10 protein-coding genes are annotated in these 15,711 nt (G+C 67.1%); 4 read left to right on the top strand and 6 right to left on the bottom strand.

What is annotated here, in order from left to right; translation table 11 throughout:
• The first annotated feature begins 8 nt into the window (after nucleotides 1-8).
• Nucleotides 9-974: a hypothetical protein gene (locus QSJ33_RS13705; RefSeq protein WP_285727129.1), complete on the top strand. Its 966-nt coding sequence runs from the start codon at nucleotides 9-11 to the stop codon at nucleotides 972-974.
• An 8-nt stretch (nucleotides 975-982) separates the two neighbouring features.
• Here QSJ33_RS13705 and QSJ33_RS13700 read toward each other — a convergent pair whose 3' ends face one another.
• The 5 genes from QSJ33_RS13700 to QSJ33_RS13680 form a co-directional block, all read right to left on the bottom strand.
• Nucleotides 983-1,660, bottom strand: coding sequence for an OmpA/MotB family protein (locus QSJ33_RS13700; protein WP_285727126.1), 678 nt, complete (start codon nucleotides 1,658-1,660; stop codon nucleotides 983-985).
• The gene (locus QSJ33_RS13695; RefSeq protein ID WP_285727124.1) at nucleotides 1,653-2,426 is read right to left on the bottom strand and encodes a motility protein A; all 774 of its coding nucleotides are present in this window, start codon (nucleotides 2,424-2,426) and stop codon (nucleotides 1,653-1,655) included. Before QSJ33_RS13695 ends, QSJ33_RS13700 begins: the two co-directional genes overlap by 8 nt.
• 570 nt (nucleotides 2,427-2,996) lie before the next feature.
• Nucleotides 2,997-6,362: an RHS repeat-associated core domain-containing protein gene (locus QSJ33_RS13690; RefSeq protein ID WP_285727122.1), complete on the bottom strand. Its 3,366-nt coding sequence runs from the start codon at nucleotides 6,360-6,362 to the stop codon at nucleotides 2,997-2,999.
• 2 nt (nucleotides 6,363-6,364) lie between these two features.
• A complete protein-coding gene (locus QSJ33_RS13685; protein ID WP_285727120.1) occupies nucleotides 6,365-11,050 on the bottom strand; it encodes an RHS repeat domain-containing protein in 4,686 nt (1,561 codons plus the stop codon).
• A 155-nt stretch (nucleotides 11,051-11,205) separates the two neighbouring features.
• Nucleotides 11,206-12,066 carry a tRNA1(Val) (adenine(37)-N6)-methyltransferase gene (locus QSJ33_RS13680; protein WP_285727118.1) on the bottom strand — a complete coding sequence of 287 codons (861 nt, stop codon included), beginning with the start codon at nucleotides 12,064-12,066 and terminating at the stop codon, nucleotides 11,206-11,208.
• A gap of 115 nt (nucleotides 12,067-12,181) precedes the next feature.
• Here QSJ33_RS13680 and QSJ33_RS13675 point away from each other — a divergent pair, with 115 nt between their 5' ends.
• The 3 genes from QSJ33_RS13675 to QSJ33_RS13665 all read left to right on the top strand — a co-directional run bounded on the left by QSJ33_RS13675 (nucleotide 12,182) and on the right by QSJ33_RS13665 (nucleotide 15,437).
• On the top strand, nucleotides 12,182-14,407 hold the full coding sequence (locus QSJ33_RS13675; protein ID WP_285727116.1) for a RelA/SpoT family protein: 2,226 nt from the start codon (nucleotides 12,182-12,184) through the stop codon (nucleotides 14,405-14,407).
• Nucleotides 14,404-15,033 (top strand): NUDIX domain-containing protein, encoded by a 630-nt coding sequence (locus QSJ33_RS13670; protein WP_285727114.1) that lies wholly within the window; start codon nucleotides 14,404-14,406, stop codon nucleotides 15,031-15,033. The genes QSJ33_RS13675 and QSJ33_RS13670 overlap by 4 nt, the downstream gene beginning before the upstream one ends.
• 83 nt (nucleotides 15,034-15,116) lie before the next feature.
• Nucleotides 15,117-15,437 carry a hypothetical protein gene (locus tag QSJ33_RS13665; RefSeq protein WP_285727112.1) on the top strand — a complete coding sequence of 107 codons (321 nt, stop codon included), beginning with the start codon at nucleotides 15,117-15,119 and terminating at the stop codon, nucleotides 15,435-15,437.
• 6 nt (nucleotides 15,438-15,443) lie between these two features.
• Here QSJ33_RS13665 and QSJ33_RS13660 read toward each other — a convergent pair whose 3' ends face one another.
• A complete protein-coding gene (locus tag QSJ33_RS13660) occupies nucleotides 15,444-15,686 on the bottom strand; it encodes a hypothetical protein (protein WP_285727110.1) in 243 nt (80 codons plus the stop codon).
• Nucleotides 15,687-15,711: the final 25 nt, after the last annotated feature.

Raw genomic sequence — 15,711 nt, 5'->3', positions numbered from 1 at the left:
ACCCCGCCATGCCCACCCTCCAGTGCCGCCATTGCGCCGCGCCCCTCCCGGAGTCCGCCGCCTCCGGCCCGGTGACCTGTCCCTACTGCCAGACGGTGAACGAGCCCACCACGGCGATCCAGGCCCCGCGGACGCTGAGCGCTGAGGACCAGAAGGCCGCCTTCAAGGAGGCCATCAAGGAGGAGATCGAGGAGCGGATCCTGCACGGCCGACCCGCCCCGCCCGCCCCCCTGCCCGCGCCGCCGCCCCCGCGGGCCCGGAGCCTCGGCGACTCCCTCCGCGGCTGCCTCACGGGCTGCGGCTGCCTGGTGGTGGTGCTCGTGGGAGCGCTGGTCTACGGGTTCATCAAGGATCCCGGCGCGGTGGCCCGGGGCTTCCGCCAGTTCGCAGGCGGCGGGCTCCGGGCCACCGACCTGCGCGAGATCACCAGCCACGAGGCGGTCCCGCTCAAGGTGGCGCCGCCGGACCACGGCTTCCAGGCCTTCGATCCCGGGCGGGATCTGTCCTGGCTCATGGCCCAGGCCCGGGACTGGGCCCCCGACGCCCGGCTCCTGCGTCTCCGCGTGGTCCGCCTGCGGGCGGACGGCGCCACCGACCTGGCGGCCGATCCGCTCGCCGAAGTGGACGCGGAATTCGACGCGCCCTCCGCCCTCGCGAGGAGCCTGGCCACCCGGGCCCGGTCCTACCGGCAGGTCAACACGGGCCTGGAGCTCCGGATCGCCCGGGGCCAGGTGCAGGCCCGGCTGGAATGGGGCGGCCAGCGCCAGGCGCCCCGCCCCGACCTGGCCTCGCCCCAGCCGGTGGCCCGGCTGTTCGCGGCCCTGAAGGCCGCCCGCCGCCTGCCCGTCCAGCCCCTCTACAACGGCAGCCTGGCCTGCGATCCGAAGGCGGGCTGGACCTGGACCTTCCAGGGCCTCAGCGACCCGGGCCCCATCCCCCGCGTGCGGGCGCAGGACGGCGCGATCCTCCGCTGAACCCGGTCCTACCGCTCGGCCGCCCGCTGGAACCGGAAGACCACCTTGCGCTGGAGGGCGCGTCCCTCGGGGGTGCTGGGATCGCCCTCGATCTGGCTGTCGCCGTGCGCCTCCACGGCCATCCGGGCGGGATCCACGCCCAGGTCCCTCAGGTAGCGCCAGGCGGTCTGGGCGCGCTCGGAGCTGATGGCCAGCGCATCCCCGCCGCGGCCCTTCTCGCCCGGCGCCGCATGGCCCTCGCAGACCAGGGTGAAGCCCCGATACTGCTTGGCCAGCTCCGACAGCCGCACCAGCAGCACGTCCGCGCCGAGGGTCAGGGCGGCGCTGCCCTCGTCGAAGATGAGGGCGCCGCGGAAGCTCACCACCCGGAGCCGGGTGCCGACGTCCTGGCCGGATTCGCGCTTCAGGTCGTTCAGCAGCTTCTCCAGGTCCGCGGCCCGGTCCGGGTCCAGGCCCCGGGAGCCCGGCAGGATGCCGTCGCCGGCCGTGACGGAGGGCTTCACGCCCAGGGCCTTCTGGATGGACTGGACCGCCTGCTGGAGCTTGGCCGTGTCATGGACGGAGAAGGAATACAGCAGCGCGAAGACGGCCATGAGCTGCACCATCAGGTCGGCGAAGGTCACCAGCCAGAGTCCCTCCAGGTCCGTCTTGCGGCGGGCGAGGCGGAGCGGCGCCTGGTTACCCACGGGCGGGCCTGCGGCGCTCCCCGCCCCGCTCCCGCGGCGAGAGGAACGCATTGAGCTGGGTCTCCAGCACCGAGGGGTTCAGCTCGGCCTCGATGCCCAGCACGCCCTCCATCATGATCTGCTTGAGCTGCAGCTCCTCCCGGCTGCGCAGCTCCAGCTTCCCGGCGATGGGGATGGCCAGGAGGTAGGCGATGACGGCGCCGTAGAGCGTGGAGAGCAGCGACAGGGCCATGGCCCCGCCGATGTTCGAGGGATCCTTGATGCTGGCGAAGAGCTGCACCATGCCGATGAGCGTGCCCACCATGCCGAAGGAGGGGGCGCTCATGGCGATGAACCGGAAGATCTCCTGCCCCTGGTGGTGGCGGTCCTGGGTGGCGCGCAGCTCCTGGGCCAGCACGTCGCGGATGTGGTCCCGGCCCGAGCGGTCCACCACCATCCGCAGCCCCTGGGCCAGGAAGCCCTCCACGTCGAGGTACTTCTCCAGGTTCACCAGCCCCTCGCGCCGGGCCCGCTGGGACAGCCCCACGATCTCCCCGATCACCGCCTGCGTCTCCGGCGTGCGCGTGAAGAAGGCCCGCGACGCCACCCGGAACGCATAACGCACGTGGTCCAGCGGGAAGCGGATCAGCGTCGCCGCGATCACCCCCCCCACCACCACGATCGTGCTGGGCGGATTGAAGAAGATCCGCGGATTCGGCCCCAGGCCGATGGCCACCCCCAGCAGGAGGAAGCCCAGCAACACCCCCAGGAAACTGCCTCGATCCATGGTCGAACCTCGGAGGGATTATCGGCCGACACCCCCCGGAAGCATAGAAATGGGAGCCTTTCAGGAGAACCCCGGCTTTTCGACGGCCCGCTCAGAGACACTCCCTTAGGAGGCCGGCCGCTGCCATTCGGGGGAATCAACGTATTCTACAGAATAGGCGGACTAATTTACGGGGAGAACGTCAGGGTGAACGATGGCAAGGAAGAATAAATCCTTACAATGCCTCATCACGAACATCTTTCGAGCTAATCAAGAAAATCACAAACGGAATTAGTGGTGTAATAAATGCCAATAAAGAGAGCCACTTATTTGGTCCAAATTTTTGAAAAAGCTTGTAGTGGGTAAAAAACAAATAGACATAACTAATTCCCCATAAAATACCGACTACAACATACTGAGTAGTAGATGCCATGGGATTATTGACAACTTTAAGGTTGTAAAACACCATTAGAATAGCAAGCGCAACCATTCCGATGCATGTTAAGAGGAAATAACGGTCACTTGTTTTTTTCATATTAAGCTTCCTTCCCATCTGAGGAGATGAATGCAAAGATGTTCAATCATATCTGGTCATTTATTTGCGGGGTCGATTTTCTTTACTCCTAACCCAGAAACGGTGAGTTTACCTCCAACTCCTAGTGAACCGGAAGCCGATGCAGATAGTCCATCTTTTTTGGTGATGCCTGCATTCGCGTTACCACCAACGGTGCCACCCTTCACTTCAGCATGAACGCTAACCAAAGTGACTTCATACCCAAAAGCTTTAATTGAAAGAGAGGCACCTGCACCAGCACTTGCGGCAGTAGCCTCCGCCCCAATCCCGACTTTAACTCCATCTTTATTTGCTGTTACACCAACTTGACCTTCGAGTTTTCCTTCGGAGGATGTGCGCTCTGTGTTCAGAGACAGATGCCCACCTAAATATGAAGAGCTTATTTCTTCCTTTTTATCGTAACCAGCAGTGCCTCTTCCTGTAGCCCTCATACCCGTGGCAGAGGCTTCACCGCTATCACCAGTAGTAATACTGGTTTTAACTGTTTTATTGTCCCAATGCTCTGTTACGGAATAGGTCGCCTGGGATTGCTTAGGATTGGGCTGCGAATTCACTGGAGCCTCTCGGGAGTATGGCTGACTCTTTCCAAATGCCCATTCCTTAAGGTCTTTCAATCCGATCATTCCGGTTGGATCAATTCGCATTGTCGGAGCATTTTGAACATAGCTGTAAATGTTCCAGCTCTGCGTCTCCTCAAAATGCTGGTCTCGCGCCGGATCCGGGCTCAGGAACCTGCCATACATGGGTGCGTAGAAGCGCGCCTGCATGTAGATGAGCCCACTCGGGTCAGTCTGCTCGTGGTTGGTGAAGCCTTTGGCGAAGGCGGTGGCGGTGGTGGGGTCTGTCAAGGACTCGCCGAAGGGCAGGAATTTCTGCTCGGATTCTACCATTCCGGCCCCGTTGACCAGGAACCGTGGGCTGCCGAGGTGATCCACGAGGGTCACGTGGAGCCCCTGGGCATCCACCTCTCCGATCTCCTTGGTTCCCACGTAGACGATGTCCTTCTTCCATTTCAGCACCCACCCCCGCACCGTCAGGCTGGCGGTGCCTGACTTGCTGGGATCCTGCAGGCTGGTGGCGGTGATCGTGACCGGGCCCGGCTGGGCCGGGGCTGTGAAGGTCCCGTCCGCAGCCATGGAACCGGAACTGGCCGCCCAGGTCACGCCGCCCTGGACGATGCCCAGTCCGGAGACGACCGCGCTGAACCGCAGGGCCTGGCCAGCGGTCAGCGTGGCGGAGGCCGGCGTCACCGAGACGCCCGACACCACAGCCCGGACCGTGACGGAGGTCCTGGCGGTCCTGCCGGGATCGGCCACGCTGGTGGCGGTCACGGTGTAGGTGCCGGCCAGGGCGGCCGTGAACACCCCCGACGCACTGATGGAGCCGCCACCATCGACGAACCAAGTCACGCCAGGGTCCGCGGCGCCTGTCACGGCGGTGGAGAAGGCCACCGATCGGCCGGCCTCCACGACTGGATTCGCAGGCACCACCGGCGCCACGGCCGCCGCGGAGACCGAAAGGCTGATCGTCCGCACCACGGCAGGGTTCTGCACGCTGGTGGCTGTCACCTGGACCGTGAGCGGGGTGGCTGGGACAGGCGCGACGTAGGTGCCATCCCCGCCGGAGGCAATGCTCCCGGCGGTCGCCGCCCAGGTCACCGTCGTGTCCCCTCCGCCCACCTCTGAGACCGCTGCCGACAAACGGATGGTTTCACCGGCACTCAGGGCGGTTTTCGGAGCGGTGAGGGTCATCCCCGAGACCACCGATTTCACGGTCACGCTGGTGCTCGCGGATTGGCCTGGATTCGCCTGGCTGGTAGCCGTGACGGCGTAGCTGCCCGCGGTCGTCGCGGAGAACAGGCCCGAGGCACTGATGCTACCCCCGCCACTGACCGACCACCGGACCGAGGGGTCCGCGGCTCCTTCGGCGGTGGCGGAAAACTGGATCGAACTGCCTGCATCCACCACGGCTCCGCCGGGAGTCAGGGCACTCACCACCACGGGGGAGACCATGACCGTCATCGAGGCCATTTTGGTGGGGTCCTGGATGCTCCTGGCAGTCAAGGTGTACTGGCCGCCAACCAGGGGCGCGGTGTAGAGGCCATTGCCAGCCACGGTTCCCCCGGTTGCAGTCCAGGTCACACCCGTGGCGGGCCCGCCCAGGCCCAGGACCTGCGCGGTGACCATGATGGCCTCGCCGGCCTTGAGGTTGGTGGTCGAAGGCGTGAGGGTTACGCCGGTGACGACGGAACGGACCCCCACCGTCGTGCTGGCGCTCTTGCTGGGGTCTGCGACGGAGGTGGCCGTCACCGTATAGGTGCCGGCCAAGGTGGCGGTGAACAGACCGCCCCCGCTGATGCTTCCGCCGCCGTTCACCGACCAGGTCACCGCGGGATTGGCGGCACCGTTGACCGTGGCCGAGAACTGGATGGAATTCCCCGCATCCACCGTTCCGTTCGACGGCGCCGGAACACCCACCGAGATGGAGGCCACGCTCACCGTCGCCGTAGCCTTCTTGGTCGGGTCCTGGACACTCGTCGCCGTCACGGTGTAGGCGCCTCCGGCCAGAGGCGCGGTGTAGGCACCGGAACTGGCGATGCTCCCCCCGCTCGCGGACCAGGTCACAGCGGTGGTGGGTCCCCCCTGCCCCTGGATCTGCGCACTGAAGGCGGTGTTCTCCCCAGCCCTGAGACTGATCGAGGAGGGGGTGAGGACGATCCCCGTCACGATGGAGCGGACGGTCACCGAGGTGCTTGAGCTCTTGCTCGGGTCGGCAACGGACGTGGCCGTTACCGTGAAGGTCCCGGCGCTGGAGGCCGTGAACACGCCATTCGAGCCGATGCTCCCCCCACCGCTGACCGACCAGGTCACACCCGGAGTGGCTGCCCCGCTGACGGTGGCGGAGAAGGGCACCGTGCTCCCCGCATCGACCGTGGGATTGGCTGGACTCACGGCCGAGATCGAGGCGCTGGTGACCGTGACGGCCCGGGTGGCGGTGGCCGTCAGATTGGTCGTGATCCAGGACGTGCAATTCCCCGCGTAGTCCATCCGCTTGCAGGTCCGGACGGTGTAGGAGACGGTCAGGGTGGCCGTGTAGGATCCCGGAGCAGCGTAGGCATGGGTGGCCGAGGCCCCCACTCCGGTGGCGCCGTCCCCGAAGGACCAGGAGAAACCGGTGACGGAGAACCCGTCCCGTCCGGAAGAATCGGTGCTGCTTGCGGTGAAGGCCACCCCTTGCTGGGCGGCCACGGTGACCGACCCCGACGGCGCGGTGATTGTGGCCTCGGCCGGATCTGCCTGCAGGCTTCGGGACGAACCACCCAGGGCCATCAAGAGGAGGAGGGTGAACCGCTGGAGGGTGGAGGGGTTCGACAGGATGCTCATGGCTACTCCAGCACCAGGTCGTACTCGGCCACCAGCTGCCGGGATTCGTTGTAGATGCGGTAGGCCTTCCGGATCAGGTCCTGGGGGGCGACGGTTCCCAGCCCCTGGTAGGTCTCCACCAAAGTGCGCAGCCCCTCGTCATCGTAGGTGTAGACCTCCGTGGTTCCGTGCTGCCGGTCGATCAGGGTCCTGACCCGACCCAGGGCGTCGTACCCCATTCGGAGCTGGGTATTGAAGGCGGAACCCGTGCTCCCGGGCTCCCGCTGGATCTGGACCAGGTTGCCCTGGTCGTCGTAGCTTGCCCCGGTCGGCACCCCATTGAGCGACTCTGGCAGATGGTTGGTGGCGGCCATGGAAGCCACCTCGCTCCCGTTCATGGCGAAGGACCTCAGGTCCCGCTGGCCGATCACGGCGGTGGTTGCCAGTGGCAGAGGAGGCCGCGTGCCCCAGGCCCAATCGACGACCGCGACCGTCGACAGGAGTTTCCGGTTCCCGAAGGGGTCGTAGTCGAAGGTCTGGGCCAAGGCATACGGGGAACTCGCCGCCCTTCCAGTGGTCGGATCCAAGTCCCTGGCCATGACGGAAGTCAGGCGACCCAGGGCGTCATATCCGTAGAAATCCTCGCCGTCAGAGCCGAGCCGGCCGAGCCCGTCGTACTGGTAGTTCCAGTCCCGGAGCGTGGAGCCATCGCTGAGGAGATGCCTCATGTACTTGAGCCGGGACTGGTCGGGATCGTAGTCCAAGAAGGTCGAGGCCGCGCCCCCGAAAGTCAGGCTGCGAAGGCCCCAGTGATCGGGGTCATAGGTGAGCGTGGCCGTACTCCCGCCGGTGAAGGTGGAGCCATTCGGAAGGCCCTTGGCGGCCTCGTACTGGAGGACCTGGACGCGCCCGTCCGGGTAGCTCCTGCCATGCAAGGTCCCGTCCGTATTCCAGTCCAATCCCAGGGTGAAGCTGCGGCCGTCCACGCCTCTCGCCAGGGTGGAAAGCCGACCATTGAGGGCGCCATAGATCAGGGAGCGGCTGACACCCCCCTCCTGGGCGCTCGTCAGCCGGTTGTTCCCGGCGCCATGGCCTGGTTCGTCGTACTGGACGGTGCGATGGATGCTTCCATCGTCGGAAACGACGCTGCGGACCCGACCCAACGGATCGTAGGTCATCGACACGGTTCTAGGAAGGGACGCCCCGGCCCCGTAGGTCGTGTGGGTGGGGGCGCCTGTGAGGGTGAAATCGGAGAAGGAGGTGCGGCCGCTTTCCGGCTGGATCAGTTCGGCCAGCCGTCCGAGGGGGCTGTAGGCCCAGCTTCGGGACTGGGCAGGACCGACACCTTCGGCCCCGGACCACTGGACGACCGATGCGACGCGGCCGCCGAGATCGTAGCGGTAGGTGGAGGACTGTCCAAGCGCATCCACCACCTTGAACAGCCGGCCATCCACGTCAGAGGAGAAGGTGGTGCTCACCGCGTCGGGAGTCCCAGAGGCCTGAGTCTGGGTCCGCTGCCGGACGCCATAGGTGGTCTCGATCACCTGTCCGTTCGGATCCACCTTCCGGACCAGCCTCCCGTAGCCGTCATAGGTGTAGCTGGTGCCCCTGTGGAGGGCACTTGCATCCTTGTACTGGGATACCGTCGGCTCCCAGAGCTTCACATACCTCAGACAGTTGCCCGTGCGCGGATCCTCCGCGGCGCAGGAGCTTTCATAGTGCCCCGGAACATAGGAGATCAGGACCGAGGCATCATGCACGAGGTTGGGGGCTTTCCATTCGGTTTCATCGCCCATCCCCGGGTTCCAGACGGTTTCCGCGACCAGTCGTCCCGCCGCGTCGTACCCGTAGAGCCGGTGGCTCCATCCGATGCCATTGAACCGCCGCTCCAGGATCAGTTCCCCATAGGGGTTGTACCGGTACTGGGCCTGCTCCGAGCCGTGAGAGACCGTATAGCCGCGATTGTCCACATCCACGGCAATCGTCGTCCCCAGTTCGGGTGCGTCCGGCTGGATCCCGGTCAGCCGCCCGGCCCCGTCCCAATGGGCCTGGGTGGTGAACCCATTCGCATCCTTCTGTGAGGTGGCCCGTTCCAGGCTGTCGGCGGACTGCTCGAGATGCCAATCCACCCCGAAGGGACTGATCCGGTTCATGAATCCGTAGGTCGAGTCGTACCCGTAGCCCGCACCCACGGGACCTGTGAGTCCCTCGCCGGTGCCGTGGAGCTGGATGGAATCCACCTGGGCGGCCTCGACCCCGGAAGTGCCCTTGTACGCGTACTGGGTGGTCACATCCTCGTTCCCGCTGGAGATCCGCACGGAAGCGAGTCGATTCAACTCGGGGTGGGCCTGGTCATAGGTCCGCATCGTCGAGGGCTGTGAAGCCGGAAGCGGCTGGGTGGCCCCCCAGCCCTCGCCCTGGTCGGACTGGACCTCCACGCGAACGCTCTCGACCCGTCCAAAGATCCATTGCGCCACGTCGGCGCTGTAGGTCCTCACCTCCACGCGGTAGGTGCCCCGGTTCGGATTGACGGGAAGCACGGACACATCCTGGCCGGCCATGGCCCGGGAGAGCACCTCCACGTCCAGGGGCGGAGCTGCTTCCACCTGCTCCCGCAGGGTGTGGATCGATCTCCAACCGCGGGTGTCCCTGTCCCAACCGGTGTACTCCCTGGTTTCCAGGGTCTGGTTGAGCCTGTCCCAAGTCCGTTGCCGGGTGGCGAAGGGAACCGCCGAAAGGTCGAACAAGCCATCAGGATTCGAATCGCCACGGAGATCCCAGCGATCGTAGATCTGCACCCGGTAGGCGACCGTACTTCCCAGGGGCACCAGGTAGACCTGGTTGGGGGTGGGATTCACCACCGCGAAGTCAGCGGAGGGATCCACGCCAGCGGCGTAGTGGCGAATCTCGACCGGCTGGTGCTTGAGATGCGCCAGGGTCTGCATTCGGACTGTCGGGGAGGATGGATCGCCTCCCAGGTCATTTCCGGAGGGCTCCACGTACCGCGTCAGGGTGGAGGTGCCGTCAGGATGGGTCACCACATCGCAGAAGGCCGTAGTGGTCCACAGGGCACCGGTCTTCCGGGAAGGGAGGGGGATCATCCTTTTGTGGGTGGTGATCCTGCGCGTCGGGCAGGAAGGCGATTCAGTCAATCCGCCGCTGACGGTATCCGCTTCGGTGATCTGGTCCACGCCACGCCGGTAGACGGGAAGCCAGGTATAACCCAGACCGCGACTCCCCCCCATGGCCAGGAAGTGGTCGCTGGCAAGGCTCAGCGCCTGTGGCTGATTCCGAAGGAACTCGGTGCGGTCGTCCCAGCGGAGGGTCACCGTGCGCCCGGGGAACACCACCGATTCGGGGTATTCCAGCAGGTCCACCGGTGTCCCATTGCCGTCCCAGGCAATGACTTCCTGCTTGAAATTGAACTGTACGTCCTCCCCGGTGCTCTGGTCGCTGAGTCGAGTGATCTTGGAAGCCTTGAATCCATCAAAGGGCTGGTTGACTGCCGCGGGTCCGACCACGACGCCTTCGGCATTGGCGGGATGGGGCTTGTTGTAACTGATGCCCTGGATCGCGAAGCTGGGCTGTTCGCCTTCGCCGTGATACGCCAGCGTGGTGCCATCCCAGGTGATCGAGGCCCCGGTCGGCCCGTTGGAAGTGGACCAGGCCGCGGTCCAGTGGCCGGAGGCGTCGGCCGTGATCGCGATCAGGTCGCCGAACCGGTTGCGCATCGAGGCGAGGGCGAACGCCGCGTGGCTCATGAACCGGTGACCGGTCCAGGTTTCCAGCCCCTGTGTGTTCCCGTTCACCTGGGAGGACGAGCCCTTGAAGTACCAGGACTTCTCGATGGTCCCGTAGCGGTTGGACCGCCAGTGGAACTCGTAGGCCACGTCCCCCCGGATGACCAGGAAGTCCGACGGGAACCGGTAGTAGCAGTCAGGGGTGGAGGCTCCTGGCCTGCTGGCCGTGCCGACGATCGGGACCCCGTACTGCCGGGGGGCCAGGCTGGGGTGTTCCAGCCCCAGGACCAGTTCGCCGGAAGGCCCCCTGCGGATGAAGGGGGCTGTGGAAGGGGCCACCGCCTGGTCGGTCATCCGCCCGATGACCCAGCCGGCATCCGAGAACCCGAAGGTCCGGATCAGGCGGAGGGCTTCATCCTCGGTGGGCACCTGGCCAGCCAGCGGCACTTCCAGACTCAGGCTGGCGCTCCAGCCCTCGGGGCCCTGGAAATGGGTCAACCGCTGCGTGGGCACCTTCGTCTGCAGGAAGTTTTCCGAGAAACTCTCACTACCGTCCTCGTCGAATACGAGCTGGAAGAACCCAGGCGTCAGATCGAATCCCCCCGAGGCGGCCGCCCGGGATAACTCGCTCCAGTTGGTGGGATCGCCTTCGCCCGTCGGGATCCCGTCGAGGGAGGATGGGCCGATGTACAGCGGATAGACCTCCTCCTGGGGAGACCATCGACCGCTCAGTACAGGCTGGAACCGCAGTCCCCGGGCGCCGATCCCAGGCCCCAAGGGCAGGTGGATGGCGAGGCTTCCGCTGCTCCCATCGACCTCGACCCCCTTGAGAACGGTCCCCGGTCCCTTGGAACGGTCGAACTTGATGGCTCCGAACTGCGTCTGGTAGCTCTGGCCGAGCACCGGCCCCCAGGCAAGGGCGGCAGACAGGGCTAGCACGAACAGGCGGGGGGGCCGTGGGAATCGCATGGGAGCTCCGGAACGACTTGGCCCCCAAGGCTAGCTTTGCCCTCTGACTCGTCTAAGTTAAATGATGTTAAGGTCCTATTTGAAAAAAGGAATCCACTTGCCATCGAGTTCATGACAGCAAATTCAGGGCGGGTGGGCGCCTCCAGGAGAACCTTTCACAGCCCTGGCGGGAACCCCACGGCGAGCCGGACGCGGGCGATGGCGGGGTCGACGCGGCCGTCGGCGCGGCGGATGAGGAGGGGGGGTTCCACCTCGGGGCAGTCGGCGCGGGTCTCGAAGTCCGCGGGGAGGTCCTGGCGGCGGGCGGCGGCCAGGAGGTCGATGCCGTAGGGCTCGCCCTCCTTGAAGACCACTTCGCGGCGGTGGAGGCAGAGGAGGCCGGCCTCGCGCAGGGCGGCCAGGGCCCGGTCGCGCTGGTCGTTGGGGAAGACGCAGGCGAACAGTCCGCCCGGCGCGAGGATGCGCGCGGCGGCCTGGGCGTAGTCGGCGATGGTGCCCCGCACCTCCAGCCGGGCGGGCACGGCCTGGGGATGGGCGGCGGCCACCCGGCTGCCCTCGGGCCAGTAGGGGGGCGTGCCCAGCACCAGGTCGAAGGGCGTCTCGCCGGCCAGCACGTCGGGATCGCGGAGGTCGCCCTCGTGGATGACGTAGCGGTCGCCGACCCCGTTGTAGCGGACGCTCTTCCGGGCCAGGGCCGCGCTCTGGGCCTGGGCCTCCACGGTGTGCACCACGGCGCCGGGACAGCGCCAGGCGGCCACCAGGCCCACGCTCCCGATGCCGGAGCCCAGGTCGGCGATGCGTTCCGGCCGGGGGCACCAGACGGTGCCGTACCAGGCGGTCAGGAGGTCATCCACACTGAAGCGGTGGCCCCTCGCCTTCTGGAAGATCCGCCAGCGCCCGCAGAGGCCGTCGAGGGTCTCGTCCGCCTCCGGCTCGATCCCTCCGGGGGGAACGGGGCCCGGTCGGGTCCAGCCCTTGTAGGTGGGGGCGTCATCGGAGGGGGGGCGGGGCGGCATGATCCGAGTGTCCGGTACATCCGACCCCAGCGCAAAACGAGGCTACCTCCGGCAGTTCCCGCACTTCCGAATTTCGACCCTGGCGCGGGGGCCCCGGGTGCCTCACACTCCCACCATGGCCGACGCAGGGACCAGTCCGGAGCCCGTCCTCCGAGAGGGGGAAGGCTCAGCCTGCGAAGGGGACAGTTGCCTGACCCTGGAGGGCGCCTTCGACCGGGTCAAGCGGGCCTTCCTCACGCACCACCCCGAGGGCGACGTGGCCCTCCTCATGCGGGCCTTCGCGGTGGGCAAGGAGATGCACCGCACCCAGCTCCGCAAGAGCGGCGAACCCTACTTCTTCCACCCCCTGGCCGTGGCGGAGAGCCTGGCGGACTGGCGGCTGGACGCGGTGAGCGTGGCCTGCGGGATGCTCCACGACGTGGTGGAGGACACGCTGATGACCCTCCCCCAGGTGAAGGCCCAGTTCGGCGAGGAGATCGCCGAGATCGTGGACGGCCTCACCAAGATGAGCAAGCTGGCCTTCACGGACAAGCACCTGCTGAACGCCGAGAACGTCCGGAAGCTCCTGGTCGCCATGGGCAAGGATGTGCGCGTGCTGCTGGTGAAGCTGGCGGACCGCCTGCACAACATGAAGACCCTCGGCGTCATGGAGGAGGAGAAGCGGCGCCGCATCTCCCGGGAGACGCTGGAGCTCTACGCGCCGCTGGCGAACCGCCTGGGCATGGGCGTCGTCCGCCTGGAGCTGGAGGATCTGGCCTTCCGCCAGCTGGAGCCCGAGCGCTACGCCGAGCTGAAGAACGCGGTGGAGGGCAAGCGGGCGAAGATCGCCGGCACCATCCAGGAGATCCACGGGTCCCTGGAGGCCATCCTCCGCCAGCAGGGAATCCAGGCCCAGGTGTACGGGCGGGTGAAGCATCTCTACGGCATCTGGAAGAAGATGGGCGTCCAGGCCAAGGGCTTCGAGGACATCCACGACTGGCTGGCCTACCGCATCATCTGCCCGGACCGGGCGAGCTGCTACACGGCCCTGGGCCTGGTCCATGCGCTCTACAAGCCCGTCCCCGGGAAGTTCAAGGACTACATCAGCCTGCCCAAGGAGAACGGCTACCAGAGCATCCATACCTCCGTGCTGATGAAGTCCGGCGACATCTTCGAGGTGCAGATCCGCACCCCGGAGATGCACCTGCACGCCGAGGCCGGCATCGCCAGCCACTGGACCTACAAGGACGGCCGCATCGCCAACCGGGCCGAGATCAACCAGGTGGCCTTCCTCCGCCGCATGGTGGAGCTGCACCAGGACGCCCAAGACAGCCGCGACCTCGTGGCCAACCTGCGCGGCGAGCTCACCTTCGGGCGCATCCAGGTGTTCACCCCCAAGGGCGACCTCCGCAGCCTCGTGGAGGGCAGCACGCCGGTGGACTTCGCCTACGCCATCCACACCCAGGTGGGCCACCACTGCGTGGGCGCCAAGGTGAACGGCCGCATCGTGCCCCTCAAGCACACCCTGCAGAACGGCGACCGGGTGGAGATCCTCACCCGGCCCGACCACAAGCCCAGCCGCGACTGGCTGGGCTTCGTCAAGTCCGCCAGCGCCAAGAGCCGCATCCAGGCCTTCATCCGCGAGGAGGAACGGGCCCACGCCATCGCCCAGGGCAAGGAACGGCTGGAGCGGGAGGCCCGGACCATGGGCGTCCGGCTGGACGAGCCCGAGGCCCACGCCAAGCTCGAGGCCCGACTGGCGGAACTGAAGCTGGCCAGCTGGGACGCCGCCTACGCCGCCCTGGGGTTCGGGCGCATCACCGTCCACAAGCTCATCGAGCCGCTGGTGCCCGAGCCCGAGCGGGCCAAACCGCGGGAGGAGGCCAGCAACCTCATGGATGCCGTGGTGGTGGGGGACACCACCGGCATCCTCTACGCCCTGGCCGCCTGCTGCAAGCCCATCTGGGGCGACGAGGTGGTGGGCTACATCACCCGCACCCGGGGCACCGCCATCCACCGTGCCGACTGCCCCCAGCTCAACACCGCCACCCTGCACCCCGAGCGCCGCGTCAACGTGGCCTGGGGCAAGCACGGCCTTGAGCTGTACGACACCGAGATCGCCCTCACCACCGAGGACCGGCCCGGCATGGTGGCCGCCATCTCCGAGGGCATCCAGCGCGTGGGCATCAACGTCCAGCGCTTCCACGGCTCCGCCACCGAGGAGGGCGCAGGCCTCTTCCACATCGCCCTGCGCGTGCGCGACCGGACCCACCTGGTGGAGCTCATGGCCGGCCTCCGGCGCATCCGCGGCGTCTACACCGTGGAGCGCGTGAAGGGGTCGGTGTTCGGGAAGGTGAAATGAGCGCCTGGCGCCCCCCCGCCGAGGCGCCGCCCGTGCCCTGGCCCCGCATCGAGGAAAGCCTGCGTGTCCCCCAGTGCTGGAGCCGGTGCCACCAGCTGAGCCTGCGCATCCCCGAGGACGCCCGCCGGGCCGCCGTGGGCGTGCTCCTCTGGGGCGATGCCGCCGGCGCCCGGAAGCTGGTCCTGGTGCAGCGCGGCTACGGCGCCCCCCACCACCCGGGCGAGCTCGCCTTCCCGGGCGGCATGGCCGAGCCCGGCGACCGCGACCTCCCCGCCACGGCCCGCCGCGAGATCGCGGAGGAGGTGGGCATCACCGGGGGGCTCTGGGAGCTGGGCTGCTTTCCCGACGGCGTGGCCAAGGCCCGCACCCGCTTCACGCCTGTGTTCTTCCGGTGGGAGGATCCGGACCCGGCTTTCCGCCTGGACCGGGAGCTGGAGCAGGCCCTGATGCTGCCCCTTGCCCCCCTGCTGGAAGCCCCCTGGACCCTCGAGCGCCTGGAGCGCCACGGCCTGGCCCTCGATGTGCCGCGGCTGGAGCTGCCCCAGGCCCCGCTCTGGGGCGCCACCGCCTTCGTCCTCAAGGCCTGGCTGGACGTGCTGGCGGCCTGCCCCACCCCCGTGGATTGACACGGGTCCCATCCAGCCCCACCTTGGCTCCGGCTCCAGGGCCGCGGCGTCCCGCCTGCGCGGGGCAGCCGCAGGAGGTGGCCATGATCCTCACGATCCGGAAGACCGGCGGTCCCGCGGGGACCGACGAGGTGCTGGGACCCATCGACGCGACGCCGATGGACGCGGAGACCCGGCACCGGCTCTCCGTCCAGCTGGAGGCGCTGGCGGACCTCACCAGCAGCCACGAGCCCTCCGCCAGGGAGGGGATCCGCTACGAGGTGGAGGCCCGGGGCCCCGGCCACGCCTCGACCTGCCTCCTCGTGGAGGACACCGGCGATCCGGGGCACCCGGCCGTCCAGGCCCTGGGAACGCTGATGCGCACCCTGGGCCTGGAGCTGCGGGCGCCGAGTCCGGTCGCCTGAGCGGAGCTACTTCTTCTTCTCGACCTTGGGCGTGCCGTCCTTCTCGAGGTACTTGTCGGGATCCTTCTGGAGGGCGGCGCCGCACTCCTTGCTGCAGACGCGGTACTCCCGGCCCCGCACGGCGACGGTCATGGCCTTGGCGTCCATCGTCATCTTGCAGACAGGGTCCTTGGTGTTGGTGGCGGGCTTCGCCTTGGCGGGCGCCGGGGCGGCCAGCACGGCGAGGGAGAGCAGGGCGGCGGAGAGCATGGGGACTCCTTGAGAGGGTTTCATT

It is taken from the genome of Geothrix rubra (genome assembly GCF_030268065.1).
Lineage (GTDB): Bacteria > Acidobacteriota > Holophagae > Holophagales > Holophagaceae > Geothrix > Geothrix rubra.
The sequence above is the reverse complement of the archived record's forward strand: the minus strand, read 5'-3'. Positions and strand labels throughout refer to the sequence as shown.

What these genes read in the sequence shown, in the direction of transcription:
- QSJ33_RS13705 (WP_285727129.1), top strand. Translation starts at nt 9, where the DNA reads ATGCCCACCCTCCAGTGCCGCCATTGCGCCGCGCCCCTCCCGGAGTCC.
- QSJ33_RS13695 (WP_285727124.1), bottom strand. Translation starts at nt 2,426, where the DNA reads ATGGATCGAGGCAGTTTCCTGGGGGTGTTGCTGGGCTTCCTCCTGCTG.
- QSJ33_RS13665 (WP_285727112.1), top strand. Translation starts at nt 15,117, where the DNA reads ATGATCCTCACGATCCGGAAGACCGGCGGTCCCGCGGGGACCGACGAG.
- QSJ33_RS13685 (WP_285727120.1), bottom strand. Translation starts at nt 11,050, where the DNA reads ATGCGATTCCCACGGCCCCCCCGCCTGTTCGTGCTAGCCCTGTCTGCC.
- QSJ33_RS13670 (WP_285727114.1), top strand. Translation starts at nt 14,404, where the DNA reads ATGAGCGCCTGGCGCCCCCCCGCCGAGGCGCCGCCCGTGCCCTGGCCC.
- QSJ33_RS13680 (WP_285727118.1), bottom strand. Translation starts at nt 12,066, where the DNA reads ATGCCGCCCCGCCCCCCCTCCGATGACGCCCCCACCTACAAGGGCTGG.
- QSJ33_RS13690 (WP_285727122.1), bottom strand. Translation starts at nt 6,362, where the DNA reads ATGAGCATCCTGTCGAACCCCTCCACCCTCCAGCGGTTCACCCTCCTC.
- QSJ33_RS13675 (WP_285727116.1), top strand. Translation starts at nt 12,182, where the DNA reads ATGGCCGACGCAGGGACCAGTCCGGAGCCCGTCCTCCGAGAGGGGGAA.
- QSJ33_RS13660 (WP_285727110.1), bottom strand. Translation starts at nt 15,686, where the DNA reads ATGCTCTCCGCCGCCCTGCTCTCCCTCGCCGTGCTGGCCGCCCCGGCG.